Source organism: Stenotrophomonas sp. STEN083, from assembly GCF_056759195.1.
Genome location: NZ_JBRRCU010000090.1, coordinates 1 through 13595, shown reverse-complemented (window position 1 = coordinate 13595; position 13595 = coordinate 1). Strand labels below are relative to the sequence as shown.

Below are 13595 nucleotides of genomic sequence, written 5' to 3'. Positions count from 1 at the left end.
GCGCCCCGGCATTGACCAACGCCACCCCCCGGGGGGCCCGCCTGGGGGTTCTGCTGATGGGGGTGACCAACCCCCCCCCGCCCGGCCCGGCCCGTGGGGGCCCCCAAAGGGAGGGGGCAAAAGCTACAGCGGATACCAGGCCAGTGCAGCGCGGAAATCCTCCGTCGCCTGCCACTCATATAGATGCCAACGGGTCGCGTCGCCCAGGCCCGGATCACACCACACCAGCTGCAAGGCCCCAGCCGTATCCGGCGCGAAGCGCAGCTTCTCCAGCCCGAACGAAATGCCGTGCCCGTGCGCCTTCAGCATCGCCTCCTTGGCGCACCAGACGCGGAAAAACCACTGCTCGCAGCCGCTGTCATCCAGCGCATCCAGCCAGGCAATCTCCTCCGGGTGGAAGAAACGACGGATCACCTCGCGCATCTGCTTGCGTGGCCGCTGCCGCTCCAGGTCCACGCCCAGGCGTGCGCCCTCGCCCAGCGCCACCAGCAGATGGCCGCCGCTATGGCTCCAGCCGGTGCCGTAATGCGCCAGCTCACCGATCAGCCAGGGCCGGCTGCGCTCATCGCGGGTCAGCGGCAAGGCCTCTGGCGTGGTGTCGAAAACACCGGCCAGCAACTCGCGGGCCTGCGGCTCACCGCGGGTGCCCGGGGTATGCGGCAACAGCCACACGTCCACCGGACCAAACTGCCAATGGCTTGCCTTTGGGCTCATGGTGAACAGGTTCCTGCCCGGACAAACATGTTCTTAACGCCACTGCGCGTTGACTGTCGCCACCGCACCTTTCGGGGTGCTTCACGGCAGGGAGGTTCGCGCATGGGCATCATCATCTGGTTGATTATTGGTGGCGTCGTGGGTTGGCTAGCCAGCATCATCATGCGCCGCGATGCGCAGCAGGGCATCATTCTGAACATCGTGGTGGGCATCATCGGCGCCATGATCGCCGGCTTCTTCTTCAGCGGCGGCAGCATCAATGGTGCAATTACGCTGCGCTCATTCCTGTTGTCACTGGTCGGCGCGGTGGTACTGCTGGCCATCGTCAATCTGTTCACACGCAAAAGCGTGCGTTAACCGTTCTGGCGCCGATTCGACCAAAGCCCGGCTGGCAACAGCCGGGCTTTGTTGTTTCAGCCCTGCGCCAGCTGCACCCAGGCAGGTGCGTGATCGCTGGGGCGCTCCCAGGTGCGCGGCTCGCGGTCGATGCCGGAGGCGACAGCGCGCGGCTTGAGCGCATCGGAAACCAGGGTCAGGTCGATGCGCAGACCGAGGTCACGACGGAAACCAGCCGCACGGTAATCCCACCAGCTGAAGATGCCCGCGGCATCGTTGTGCAGGCGGAAGGCGTCGTGCAGGCCCAGATCCAGCAGCTTCTGCAGCGCGCCGCGCTCGGCAGTGGAGGTGAGGATGTGGTCACCGTTCCACACCGCCGGGTCGTAGACGTCACGGTCATCCGGCGCGATGTTGAAATCGCCCATCACCACCAACTGCGGATGCTTCTGCAACTCGGCCGCCACCCAGGCGTGTACGGCCTCCAGCCAGCGCAACTTGTAGGCGTACTTGTCGGTGCCCACGTCCTGGCCGTTGACCACATACAGATTGATGATGCGCACGCCATTGATGGTGCCGGCGATCACCCGCTTCTGCTCGTCCTCGAAGCCCGGGATGCCGATCTGCACGTCTTCGATCGGGTGCCGCGACAGCAGCGCCACGCCGTTATAGGTCTTCTGCCCGGCGAACACGTTGCGGTAGCCCAGTTCCAGCAGCCGCGTATCGGGGAACTTGTGGTCCTCCAGCTTGGTTTCCTGGATGCCGACCACGTCGGGGGCAAAGTCGGCCAGCCACTGTTCCAGGTGCGGCAGGCGGACATTGAGCGAATTGACGTTCCAGCTGGCGATTTTCATTTTTTGCACAACCCACTGAATTTCTTGAATTTTATCACTAATTCCCGAAATATCCCCAGCGATACATATCAAACCGCCAGCTCGCTGAGGTCTGCAGCTAGGTGCTATTTCAGTCTATATACCACTTTCAGCATTTGCTGAAACATTGCATTTTACTGAAATAGAATTGACTATTTCACTAAAATTGATACTTTCAGCAAATGCTGAAATAGGCCAAGCTAGTGAAAAGCATCGAATCACGCGCCGTTGAAGCGCTGCAAAGCCTGCTTGAGCAGGTACCCGCCATCACGCGGCTGAGTGTTGAACCTCAACTCCACGCAGCCGATGAGGGAGTCGATGTTCTCGTACATCTCAAGGCGGCAGGCCAGGACCGACTACTGGTTTGTGAAGTGAAGTCCAGTGGGCAACCACGGTACGTGCGGGCAGCGCTTTTTCAGTTGAAGCACTTCGTGGAACGAAACGCGGAAGGTGCCATTCCGGTCTTCATCGCCCCCTACCTGTCGCCAAATGCACAAGCACTCTGCCGCGAGGAAGGTGTCGGCTTCATCGACCTGGAGGGCAATGCCTACTTGTCCTTTGATGGCATCTACATCGAGCGCCAAGTTGCGACCAAGCCAGACAGCGAGCGCCGCGAACTCAAGTCGCTGTTCACGCCGAAGTCGGCGCAGGTACTACGCGTCCTGCTCCGCGACCCAAGCCGGACATGGCGAGTGATCGAACTTGCCGACGCCAGCGCCGTCAGCGTGGGCCATGTCAGCAACGTGCGCAGCAATTTGCTGGACCGGGAGTGGGCTGAAGTAGCGGATGAAGGGCTACTTCTCTCCAGGCCCGATGCCCTGCTTGACGAATGGGCGGCGGTTTACCGCCCGCCCGTCGGAAAGCGCCTGAGCTTCTATACGACGATGCACGGTAGCGCCTTGGATGAAGCAACCAGACAGGTGCTGCACGCGGGTAGCGATGACAACGGGCAAGCCGTGCTTGCCTCCTACTCAGCGGCACAATGGCTGGCGCCCTATGCGCGCACCGGCACCCATTATCTCTACGCCGATGCACAGGGTCTTGAGCGACTACACGCGGCCCTTGGACTGTCTGCCGTCGGGAAAGGTCAGAACGTTGTAGTGACGGTACCCAAGGATGATGGTCTGTTCCTCGATGCAATCGAACCAGCACCGGGCGTGGTCTGCACCAGCGCCGTACAGACTTATCTGGACCTGATAGTGTCTGGCGAGCGCGGTATGGAAGCCGCTGAGCATCTACGCAAGGAAGGGCTGACATGGCACAAAACCTGATCCCGCAGGAACCTCAATCCGCAGCCGACTACGACGACCGCACGACAGCCGCGGTGAAAACTGTTTTGGTCGAGATCGGACAGATCCTCGGCAGCTTCAAAGGAAAATTCGCCGTGATAGGCGGCGCAGTGCCGTGGTTGTTGTTGGCCAATACGGACATGCCCCATGTCGGCACGCTCGACCTGGATCTTGGCCTCGATGCCGAAGCCCTTGGTGACGGCGAGTACGCGACGCTGGTCACGTCGCTGATGGGACATGGCTACCAGCAACGTGATGAACTTCGCCGATTCCAACTGGTGCGGCAGGTACCCGCCACTGATGGCGGCGGGCCGATTGATGTGATCGTCGATTTCCTTATGCCACGTGACGCCGACATCGCAAGGAACAAACCACCGCTGATCGACAACTTCGCCGTCCAGCGAGCGGACGGTGCGGACCTGGCGAGCCACTTCTACGAGATGGTGGCGGTAACAGGCTCTATGCCAACCGGCGGCACCAATCGCGTGGAGATCGCAGTGTGTTCGATTCCCGCGTTGCTGGCGATGAAGGGCTATGCCATCGAAGGCCGTCACAAGCAGAAGGACGCTTACGACATCTACTACTGCATCCGCAACTATCCTGGTGGCATCGACGCTTTGGCCGAAGCCTGCCGCCCGGTGCTCGAACGGAGCAGTGGCGCTGGGGGATACCGCATGATCGCCGGAAAATTCGACACTCCGGAAAGCTACGGCCCCACCAGTGTCCGCTTGTTCGTAGAAGAGACGGCGGTACTTGGAGTACCGTACCCCGGAGCAATGGCAGCAGGATGCATTCGGCCAGGTGGACGCGTGGTTGCGAGCACTGGGCTTGAAAGAGTGACGCGGTAACGACACCTGGAGCGATCCCCCGCTCTCGCTTGATGAGCCGAATAACGTAATTATTCGGCTCATCAACCCACCCAAGTCCTGTCGTCGCGCCGGACTACGCCAATGCCGGCCTATCACCAACTAATTGTCGTTCAACCCGTTCGGAGTGCGGCTGTGCAGCCGCTCTTTCCAAGTGCTCTCAATCTGCACAACGTCTTCAACCTGCATATCCGGCGACAGGCGCTGCAGGATGCTGAAGACAAACGCCTGTGGATCTCGCCCCCGCAACAGCCGGTTGCCACCGTCGCCACTGGCAGCATAGTTCTGCCAACGCCCCAGCAAGTTTTCTGCGCCACTGGCCGACCCAACGTACCCCAATCGCGACGTCCGGTCGAAGATGTAGTAGATACCGCGCCATTGCGCCAACGCCTGCCGCCAGCTGGTCGGCAACAGATTCAACTGACTCCACTCAAAGGTCAGCGTCTGCCAGTCCGGCATGGCCTTCACCAGCAAGCTCTCGTCATGGATGGCACGAACGGGCAAACGATTTCGCGAGGCCCAGCGCCACCATGAGCGCTCGATGCCCGTCCAATCGATCACCAGCTTCCCTTTCCAATCAGACAGATGCGTGGTCGGCTGCAGATCGAACCAGAACGAATCGCGCCCGTCCTTCGGCCCCTTCGTTCCCAGCTCGCGTAACTCCGGGTTGCCCGGCAACGACCAGAAGCGCTCGGCCGACACCGCTTGATGCCCGGCAACGGCGTACACCCCAACAAATACCGCCCGCCCCGCCTCATGGCCGATAAAGGACGCCAGGTAGCGCGCTTTAGCCAGCGCCTTCTCCACAGCTTCGCCATGATTGGACTGATAGGCGTTGTAAAAGGCATGCCGCTCGGCCGCCAGCCACGGCAGCACCGCCCGCAACTCCTTCTCGGTCGGGCGGTGGCGCATCACCATCACCGTCGCCGGGTCGAGCCCGGCCTTGGTCAGTAGATCGTTGAACTCGATCACCGCCGTGCGACCGTCCATGTCGAAGACAGCGCCTCGGCCTGCTGCAATACCGTCTGCACCGCCGCATCCTGCAAATCGGGCGGGTAGCCGTACTTTCGCAGAATCCGTTTCACCAGAACCCGCATCCGCGCCCGGGCCGAGTCCCGATGCGCCCAATCGACCGACACGTTCTCGCGCAAGCTCACCAGCAACTCATGGGCGATGAGCTTCAGCTTGTCGTCACCCATCAGTTGAATCGCACTCTCGTTCTCCGCCAGCGCGTCATAGAAGGCGATTTCATCCTCGGACAAACCCTGCTCTTCCCCCCGCTGACGGGCCGCGCGGATGTCCTTGGCCAGCTGGATCAACTCGGCCAGTACCTCAGCAGTGGTGATGGCGTTGGCGTGGTAGCGCGCCACCGCATCCTCCAGTCGCTCCGAGAACGCCTTGGTCTGCACCACGTTGGCCTTGCTGCGCGACCGGATGCCGTCATTAAGCAGTTTGCGTAGAGCTTCCAGCGCGAGGTTCTTCTTGTCCAGCTGCTGGACCTCAGCCAGAAACTCGTCGGACAGGATGGAGATGTCCGGGCTCTTGATGCCGGCAGCGGCCAGAATATCCACGATCTCGGTCGAGACCACCGCCCGACTGACGATCTGCTGGATGGCCAGCTCGCGCTCTTGCCGGGTAACACCGGAGCCGGTACTGCTCTTGACCAGCGCAGCACGAATAGCCTGGAAGAAGCCGACTTCCTCGCGGATCTCGCGGGCCTCATCCGAGGCCGATGCCAAGGCGAACGCTTTGGACAACGCCAGCACGGCATCCTGGTAGTACCGGTGGGCGCTTTTCTTGCCTTCCTTGGTTTTTTCCTGTGCCGCCAAGCGTTGCTGCAGGTCGAGAATCCACTCGATGGCTGCGGCCATCATCACCAGTCGCTGCTGCGGCGTTCCGTCCAGTGCGGTCGCGTAGTCGAAGCCGTGGTACATGTCACGTACCACTTCGTACTTCTCCACCATCACCGCGATGGCCTGTGCCTCATCGACGCCGGTGTTTTCCTGGTCGTTCTTGGAATACTGCTGCAAGGCAGACTTCAGGTTCTGCGCAATCCCGATGTAATCCACGATCAGCCCGGCCGGCTTGTCACGAAATACCCGGTTCACCCGCGCAATGGCCTGCATCAGGCCGTGACCCTGCATCGGCTTGTCCACGTACATCGTGTGCATGCACGGAGCATCAAAGCCGGTCAACCACATATCGCGCACGATCACCAGCTTGAGCGGGTCTTGCGGATCGCGCGCCCGCTTGGCCAGCAGGTCGCGCCGGGCCTTGTTGCCGATGTGCTGCTGCCACTCCTGCGGGTCGCTGGCCGCGCCCGTCATTACGATCTTGACCGCGCCGGCATTGTCATCGGCACTATGCCAGTCCGGGCGCAGTTTGATGATCTCGTCATAGAGCTTCACGCAGATGCGCCGGCTCATGCACACCACCATTGCCTTGCCGTCGAGGGCCGCCACGCGATCCTCGAAGTGGGCGACCATGTCCTTAGCCACCAGTGCCAGCCGCTTGTCGCTGCCCACCAGTGTTTCCACCGTTGACCACTTCTTTTTGAAGCGCTCCTGATCGGCCTCGGAATCCTCCTCGGTCAGCGCATCCACCTCCGCGTCGATGTTGGGTTTTTCCGCATCATCAAGTTCGATACGTGCCAGCCTCGACTCGTAGTAGATAGGCACGGTTGCACCGTCTTCGACCGCCCTGCTGATGTCATAGACATCGATGTAATTACCGAACACCGCAGGTGTGTTGACGTCATCCGCCTCTATCGGCGTGCCGGTAAAGCCGATGAAGGAGGCGTTGGGCAGCGCATCACGCATGTACTTGGCAAAGCCATAGGAGATTTCGCCGGTCTTGGTGTCCACCTTCGCTTTGAAGCCATATTGGCTGCGGTGCGCTTCGTCGGCAATGACCACCACATTGCGGCGTGTGGTGAGCGGTTCGGCAATCTCACCGAACTTCTGCAAGGTGGTGAAAATTACCCCACCCGAGGCCCGGCTCAAGACCTTCTGCAGATCCTCGCGGCTCTCGGCCTGTACCGGCGTCTGCCGGATCAGGTCGCGGCACATCGAGAAGGTGGCAAACAGCTGGTCGTCCAGATCGTTGCGGTCGGTCAGTACCACTAGGGTCGGGTTGGCCATGGCCGGATGCTTGACCAGTTGCCCGGCGTAGAACGCCATCAACAGGCTCTTGCCCGAGCCTTGGGTGTGCCAGATAACGCCCGCACGCCGATCTCCGCGGTCCTGTTCCGCCACAGTAGGCAAACCATACTCTGCTGGATCCTCTGCTATCCCCGGCGCCGTGGCCGATGCCCGGATCGTCGACGCCACCGCATGCCGCACTGCGTGGAATTGGTGATAGCCGGCAATGATCTTGGCCAGCCCCGACCCGGTTTCACCGAACACCGTGAAGTCGCGCAGCAGCGCCAGCAGGCGGCCATGCTCGAACACACCTTCAATCAAGGTCGAAAGTTCCGGCGCGCCCTTCGGCGCCACATCCGCGCCGTCGGTGGTACGCCATGGCATGAAACGCTCCAGGTCCGCCGACAGCGAGCCCACCCGTGCCGCAATACCGTCCGAGGTTACAAGCAGCGCGTTGGTATTGAACAGCTGCGGGATCTGCTGCTTGTAGGTCTGAAGTTGATTGAACGCACCCAACAGATGCGCCCCGGCACTGCCTGGTGCTTTCAGTTCGATCACGCCCAGCGGCAGGCCGTTGACGAACACCACCACATCGGGCCGCCGGTTGTACTGGCCGGCAATGACCACGAACTGGCTCACCGCCAACCAGTCGTTTTGCTCTGGTCGCTCGAAGTCGATGATCGCCACCTTGCCAGCGGCGATCAGGCCATCCTCGCCGACATACTCCACATCCACCCCTTCGGTGATCAGTTTGTGGATGCGGCGGTTTTCTTCGAGCAATGAAGGCAGTTCGGACTGTGTGACCCGCCGCACCGCCTCCTGACGGGCCGTGGCCGGAATGTGCGGGTTCAGTTTCGCCACAGCGTCCTCCAGCCGCGGTGTCAGCACCACCTCGGCATGGCTTGCCCGCTCGGGGGCATTGCCGTCCGGGCCAATCTGCTCATCGCTGAACACCGCATAGCCCAGCCCACCCAGCTGCTGCAGCAAGGCCTGCTCCACTTCTGCTTCCGACAAGAACGCCATCCCCATCCCCCCAGTTCATTTGACGCGTAGAAAATTTCTTCCTAAAATCGACCGTAATATGACCGGCGCCTCTGCACTTCTTGTGTACGCGTCGGTTTTCATTTGTCCGGTTCCAGCGGTTGCCACAGAGGCCATGACTCCCAGCCGGATACCGCGCCGAATTCCCTGAGCGAGAAAGCGGCAGGAAACTCATTGTTCAGCAAGTGCGCAAAGCGCTGCCCCCAACGCGAACGAGGGCAGACAACACGCAACAGGTGCTGCATCAGGCAGAAGTAAAAAAATGGCCTCGCCCGGTTCAAGTCTGGCGTCCAATCCGCTGGGACCACTGACAACTCCAGCACGTTGATGTTCCACAAGCGGCTGTGGTGGGCGGACACGTTGCGGATGAAGTTCAGGCTGCGCAGCCACTGTGCGAAGGCGCGCCCATCCTGTGCACCGTAGAGTGCAGCAATGGTCTGTTGCTCGGCATGCTGCATACCGGAAAACAGCCTCGACAGCAGGCCGAAATCCCAGATCTCGATCGCCGCCCAGATCGGCAACGCTCCGTACTGCCGCAGGTGATGGGCAACAAACGGCTCCTTGCGCGAGCGGTGCAACGTCGACGCATATTTTTCTAGCCACAGCTGATGCTCGGTCCTGCCTTGGTCCGGCCCCTGGGCAATGACTTTCTTGGCGAAATTGCCATGCAGGCAGTCAGGATTTTCGTGTGCACGTGGATCACGCTCACCCAGCAGGTGGGCGATATCCACCCGCACTGCCGTCTCGATGCGTTCCAGCGCATCTAGGGCCAACAGACGCAGCTTCTTATCGAAGACATACAACCGCACCACATCCTCGAAACGGCTACCGGCAACGAACGTGTCCGCACGCACAGCCCGTCCCTGCGCCTGCGATGCCGCAAGATCAATCGCACGCAACGGATACCAGTAACCACTCAGGCGATAGTAGCCCAGCCGTTTGAGGTACGACTGCGCCGCGGCCTCGTCCTCGACCTGCAGACCGCGTTGCTGCAACTGCTGCAACTGATCGGCGAAAGCCATCCATGGCTTGAGCGGCCTCAAGACAGCACATCCTCACTGATGGAGGAAACGCGCAGCTCGCCTGAGATCAGCTTGGGCAGCAGGGTGTCGCGCACTTGGGTCAGGGAGCCGGATTCGCGTTCGGTTTGGGCCATTTTCCGATACAGCGAATCAGCCAGCGCCAGATAGCTCCCCAATACAGGCTCAGAAGCAACAACGATTGGAATCGGCCGGAAATTGCTCTTGCTGATCTCTTGAAATGTAGAGCCGTTGGCGTTGCCGACGATGGCATCCATGCTTTCTTTGCACCAAGCTAGAACAAAGACATTTGGCAAAGCGCCATCACATCTCATCGCGATGAAGCCCTGGTTGATTGCTGTCGGAACTTCGGCAATTGCCAAATAGCCGATTGGTGCCCGTGAAGAGAGCAACACCGTGCCGACTGGCAAAAGACCAGAGCTGATCTTTGCAAGACCGGCATCCGTAATCTTTCGATCCGTGTTCAGCAAAACGGGAAATTTCAGGGCGGACAGGTCTTTGGGCGTGGCCCAGCAGTGTTCCCCACCATCCCAGAACGCCGGCTCCTTGGTGCTGGGTGTAGCCCCACCACATACCGCCACTTCCGCGCCAATCGTCGAATGACGCCACCCCTCCGGGATCTCCCCCAACTCCGAATCGACGAGGCGGTCGGGAAAGAGGTCGTAGAGATGCGCGGGCAGGCCGGGGAGCGATTGGCCGCGCTGCCAACGGCCCTCCAGCTTGGCGCGCACCGGCTCGAAGTCCATGAACCACGCCTTGAACACCGCGCGGGCCATCGCCTCCAGCGTTTCGTTTTTCTTCCGGTTGAGCTCGATCTTGTCGTCCAACGTGCCAAGAATGTGGGCGATGCCGCGTTGTTCTTTGATAGGCGGCAACGGCACTTTTAGCTCGTTCAGAGCCTTTCCAGTCAGGTGTTTGATGGTCGTTCCAGTGAAGAACGGTTCCAACCAGCCTGCGCGTCCCGCCAACATGAACCAATAGAACAAGTAGTAGTTGTTCAGACCATCTCTCGGCCGGATACGGTGCAAGGCCTTCTGGATCTTCATGTCAGGAACCTGTTCCCGCCAGACTGCACAACGGCCCGGCTCGCCCCCCTCACAAACAATCAGATCACCATCACGAATTCCGTAGCGTTCCTCTTCGCCTTCTTCAAACTTCATCAACGCCAAATCGTTGATGTCGAAAGAGCCCCAACGGACGTTGCTATTTCCAAGGTATGGGCGTGGGACTCCCTTGTTCTTCTGTGCATCAAGCATCTTCCCAAGGTTCGAATCCACGTAATCACCCAAGCGAACCATCGGCCACTCATTCGCCATACCCAAGCTCCTGCAGAATGGCCTCAATCGCCGCATCCAGCCTAGTCGCCTCCGTCCGCTGCTCGCGCCACTGTGCAGACAGACGCAGCATTTTTTCCCCGAATGGCTCGCCGTCGTCTTCCTGCTCTGCCGCGCCCACATAGCGTCCAGGTGTCAGCACATGCCCGTGCTTGCGGATGTCGTCCATTGAAGCGGACTTGCAGAAGGCCGCCACATCGGCATACTCGCCAGCGTCTTTTTCACCGCGCCAAGCGTGGTAGGTATCGGCGATTTTCTGAACGTCTTCGTCGGTCAGTTCGCGCCGGGTGCGATCTACCAGCACGCCCAATCTGCGAGCATCGATGAACAACACTTCTCCGCGCCGGTCACGCAGACCCTTGCCGGGGTTCTTGTTGCGTGCCAGGAACCACAGACACGCCGGAATCTGCGTGGAGTAGAAGAGCTGCCCGGGCAGCGCCACCATGCAATCCACCGCATCGGCTTCAAGCATGGCCTTGCGGATGTCGCCTTCTCCGGACTGGCTGGAACTCATCGAGCCATTGGCCAGCACCACGCCTGCCGTACCCTTGGGAGCCAGGTGATGATGGATGTGCTGCAGCCACGCATAGTTGGCGTTGCCCACCGGCGGCTGGCCAAACTGCCATCGCACATCCTCACGCAGGCGGTCGCCGCCCCAGTCAGAAATATTGAACGGAGGGTTAGCCAGAATGTAGTCAGCCTTGAGGTCGCGCAATTCGTCCTTGTGGAAGCTGCCCTCGTTGTTCCAACGAATGTCCGAATCAATGCCGCGGACGGCCAGGTTCATCTTGGCCAGCCGCCAAGTGGTGTAATTGCTCTCCTGCCCATAGATGGCGATATCACCAATGCGGCCGCCATGTTCGGTGACAAACTTTTCCGACTGCACGAACATGCCGCCCGAGCCGCAGCACGGGTCATAGACGCGACCCGAGTACGGCTCCAGCATTTCCACCAGCACGCGCACCACCGAACTCGGCGTGTAGAACTCCCCGCCGCGCTTGCCTTCGGCACCTGCGAACTGGCCCAGAAAATATTCGTACACGCGCCCAAGGATGTCCTTGGAGCGGTCGCCTTTCTCGTTAAGCGCAATGCCGGAGATCAGGTCAATCAGCTCGCCCAGCATCACCTTGTTGAGCGCGGGACGTGCGTAATCCTTGGGCAGTACGCCTTTCAGCGACTCGTTGTCCTTTTCGATGGCGCGCATCGCGTCATCGATGAGGGTGCCGATGCTGGGCTGCTTGGCGTTGGCCTGCAGGTGCGACCAGCGCGCCTCCTTCGGCACCCAGAACACGTTGTCGGCAAGATATTCGTCCTTGTCTTCGGCCGCTTGCGCGTCCTCGTCCAGCAGCGCGGTGCGCTTGGCCTCGAAGGCATCGGAGATGTATTTGAGGAAGATCAGCCCGAGCGCGACGTGCTTGTAGTCGCTTGGTTCCATATTGCCGCGCAGCTTGTCGGCGGCTTTGAACAGCTCGGCCTCGAAACCGAGGCCGTCGTTCTTGTTTTCTGCTGTCTTCTTGGGCTTGGCCATAATGCTTCTTGTTGCTCCATGTGGCGCAGGCAGAGACTGCCTGTCACCGGTGAATTTCAATCTTGTCCCGCCAAAAACCACACTGGCTTCAACGGCAACCGCCGACGGGCGCTGTCATCCAGCTGGCCGTAATGGCGGGTCCACAGTTCGACCAGCTGATTGGCGTCAATCAGGGTGATGCGGCGGTGGCTCTGGCGGGCTTCCAGGTCGGCGTCCTTGGTGAAGCCGGACAGGGCCACAAACAGGCCGACGTCACCCTCGCCCAGCACGGCCATGAAACTGCGCAGGCCCATCACATCGATCTTGGGTGAGTTGGCGTTGCGCTTGACCTGTACCTTGATGCGCGGCGGGCGGGTGCCCAGCGGGTCGTTGTAGGCGATGACGTCCACGCCACCATCCTTGCCGGGCGGGGCGATCCACGCTACGTGGTAACCCATGGCGGTAAGTAGTGCGCCCACCAGCTCCTGGAAGTCGTAAGGCGGCATGTCGGCCAGGTACGCCTCGATCTCGGCCCAGGCCATTTCCTCGGCCTGCTCCAAGGTGATGCTGGCGGACTTTTCCACCGCCTCGTCATCGCCCCCGTCGATTTCGACTACGGGCTGGGCCTTTTTCCATTTGTGGTACAGGCGTACTGCCTCACGGTAGAACTGCTCGCCGTCCGGGTACTGCTGCAGGGCTTGGGCGCCTTCAGCGGTGATGCTCCAGATGCCTTTGTCCTTGACCAGCCAACCGGCTTTTACGGTGTCGACGGTGGCGAAGCGGACAATCTTTTCGAAGCGGCGACCGCCGGTGGGGTAGTCGCCGGCTTCGTAGGGGGTCAGTTCGACCTGGGACGCGAGGGTTGCCAGCGCTTCTGCGGCCTTCATGCCGTCGGGCCGGGCCTGCAGGATGCTGAACAACTTGCGTATCAGGTGGCCGGTCCGGGCCTTGGTTACTTCCGCCATGCTTCCCCTGCCTCGGTGGTTTGTTTCAGCCTTTTGGCGCCGTGATGCGGTCGCCGGATTTGGCTGATTTATGTGAAGGGCCATGATAGCCGGGGTGGCTTGCGTATATCAGGTTGAACCGGCTTGGTGGTGGGGTGAAAAGCGTTGTTGGAGGTCTTCTGGGGCTTGGGTTGGTCTTGGGTAAAGAGCCTTGGGTGTTTGGGGCTTGGTTTTACTGGCTGTTGCGAAGCGGGGGGCCTGATCACTTGCTTGGCACTTGGGCTGGGTTTTGCAGGGGGCGGAGCGCGAGCAAGATCAAAAGCGCCCCCCACCCGCCCTTCGGGCACCCTCCCCCGCAGGCGGGAGAGGGGAAGGCGCAGGGGTCTCGGTATTGCTTGCAGCCTGGCATCGCCGGGTGCCGCGGCAGTCTGCTCCCTCCCTTTGGCCAGAGGCCAAGGGGAGGGTTGGGGAGGGGTGCTTTGGACTTGGGCTTGGGCTTGGACTTGGGCTTGGGC

General features: G+C 60.8%; 11 protein-coding genes. 3 read left to right on the top strand and 8 right to left on the bottom strand.

What is annotated here, in order from left to right:
* Positions 1-123: 123 nt before the first annotated feature.
* Positions 124-714, bottom strand: a complete 591-nt coding sequence (locus tag ACVOK8_RS18120) for a 4'-phosphopantetheinyl transferase family protein (RefSeq protein ID WP_481568040.1) — start codon at positions 712-714, stop codon at positions 124-126.
* Between the two features lie 102 nt (positions 715-816).
* Between ACVOK8_RS18120 and ACVOK8_RS18115 the strand changes: the two genes are divergently transcribed.
* Complete coding sequence (locus ACVOK8_RS18115; protein WP_057629282.1) at positions 817-1071, top strand: GlsB/YeaQ/YmgE family stress response membrane protein; 255 nt, start codon at positions 817-819, stop codon at positions 1069-1071.
* 56 nt (positions 1072-1127) lie between these two features.
* On the opposite strand, the gene xth is transcribed toward ACVOK8_RS18115, so the two are convergent.
* Positions 1128-1901 carry an exodeoxyribonuclease III gene (xth, locus tag ACVOK8_RS18110; RefSeq protein ID WP_481568039.1) on the bottom strand — a complete coding sequence of 258 codons (774 nt, stop codon included), beginning with the start codon at positions 1899-1901 and terminating at the stop codon, positions 1128-1130.
* 221 nt (positions 1902-2122) lie between these two features.
* Here xth and ACVOK8_RS18105 point away from each other — a divergent pair, with 221 nt between their 5' ends.
* Both ACVOK8_RS18105 and ACVOK8_RS18100 read left to right on the top strand, forming a co-directional pair.
* Positions 2123-3190, top strand: a complete 1068-nt coding sequence (locus tag ACVOK8_RS18105) for a type IV toxin-antitoxin system AbiEi family antitoxin (protein ID WP_481568038.1) — start codon at positions 2123-2125, stop codon at positions 3188-3190.
* Positions 3175-4056: a hypothetical protein gene (locus ACVOK8_RS18100; RefSeq protein WP_481568037.1), complete on the top strand. Its 882-nt coding sequence runs from the start codon at positions 3175-3177 to the stop codon at positions 4054-4056. Before ACVOK8_RS18105 ends, ACVOK8_RS18100 begins: the two co-directional genes overlap by 16 nt.
* Positions 4057-4176: 120 nt before the next feature.
* Here ACVOK8_RS18100 and ACVOK8_RS18095 read toward each other — a convergent pair whose 3' ends face one another.
* The 6 genes from ACVOK8_RS18095 to ACVOK8_RS18070 form a co-directional block, all read right to left on the bottom strand.
* On the bottom strand, positions 4177-5046 hold the full coding sequence (locus tag ACVOK8_RS18095) for a GIY-YIG nuclease family protein (protein ID WP_481568036.1): 870 nt from the start codon (positions 5044-5046) through the stop codon (positions 4177-4179).
* On the bottom strand, positions 5043-8237 hold the full coding sequence (locus ACVOK8_RS18090; protein ID WP_481568035.1) for a type I restriction endonuclease subunit R: 3195 nt from the start codon (positions 8235-8237) through the stop codon (positions 5043-5045). Before ACVOK8_RS18090 ends, ACVOK8_RS18095 begins: the two co-directional genes overlap by 4 nt.
* A gap of 98 nt (positions 8238-8335) precedes the next feature.
* Positions 8336-9277 (bottom strand): Abi family protein, encoded by a 942-nt coding sequence (locus ACVOK8_RS18085; protein ID WP_481568034.1) that lies wholly within the window; start codon positions 9275-9277, stop codon positions 8336-8338.
* A gap of 17 nt (positions 9278-9294) precedes the next feature.
* Complete coding sequence (locus ACVOK8_RS18080; RefSeq protein ID WP_481568033.1) at positions 9295-10611, bottom strand: restriction endonuclease subunit S; 1317 nt, start codon at positions 10609-10611, stop codon at positions 9295-9297.
* The gene (locus ACVOK8_RS18075; protein WP_481568032.1) at positions 10601-12157 is read right to left on the bottom strand and encodes a class I SAM-dependent DNA methyltransferase; all 1557 of its coding nucleotides are present in this window, start codon (positions 12155-12157) and stop codon (positions 10601-10603) included. Before ACVOK8_RS18075 ends, ACVOK8_RS18080 begins: the two co-directional genes overlap by 11 nt.
* A 56-nt stretch (positions 12158-12213) precedes the next feature.
* The gene (locus tag ACVOK8_RS18070; protein WP_481568031.1) at positions 12214-13101 is read right to left on the bottom strand and encodes a restriction endonuclease; all 888 of its coding nucleotides are present in this window, start codon (positions 13099-13101) and stop codon (positions 12214-12216) included.
* Positions 13102-13595 lie beyond the last annotated feature (494 nt).

Coding starts and splice junctions, on each gene's coding strand:
- ACVOK8_RS18085 (WP_481568034.1), bottom strand. CDS start 9,277: ATGGCTTTCGCCGATCAGTTGCAGCAGTTGCAGCAACGCGGTCTGCAG.
- ACVOK8_RS18075 (WP_481568032.1), bottom strand. CDS start 12,157: ATGGCCAAGCCCAAGAAGACAGCAGAAAACAAGAACGACGGCCTCGGT.
- ACVOK8_RS18120 (WP_481568040.1), bottom strand. CDS start 714: ATGAGCCCAAAGGCAAGCCATTGGCAGTTTGGTCCGGTGGACGTGTGG.
- ACVOK8_RS18080 (WP_481568033.1), bottom strand. CDS start 10,611: ATGGCGAATGAGTGGCCGATGGTTCGCTTGGGTGATTACGTGGATTCG.
- ACVOK8_RS18100 (WP_481568037.1), top strand. CDS start 3,175: ATGGCACAAAACCTGATCCCGCAGGAACCTCAATCCGCAGCCGACTAC.
- xth (WP_481568039.1), bottom strand. CDS start 1,901: ATGAAAATCGCCAGCTGGAACGTCAATTCGCTCAATGTCCGCCTGCCG.
- ACVOK8_RS18070 (WP_481568031.1), bottom strand. CDS start 13,101: ATGGCGGAAGTAACCAAGGCCCGGACCGGCCACCTGATACGCAAGTTG.
- ACVOK8_RS18115 (WP_057629282.1), top strand. CDS start 817: ATGGGCATCATCATCTGGTTGATTATTGGTGGCGTCGTGGGTTGGCTA.
- ACVOK8_RS18090 (WP_481568035.1), bottom strand. CDS start 8,237: ATGGCGTTCTTGTCGGAAGCAGAAGTGGAGCAGGCCTTGCTGCAGCAG.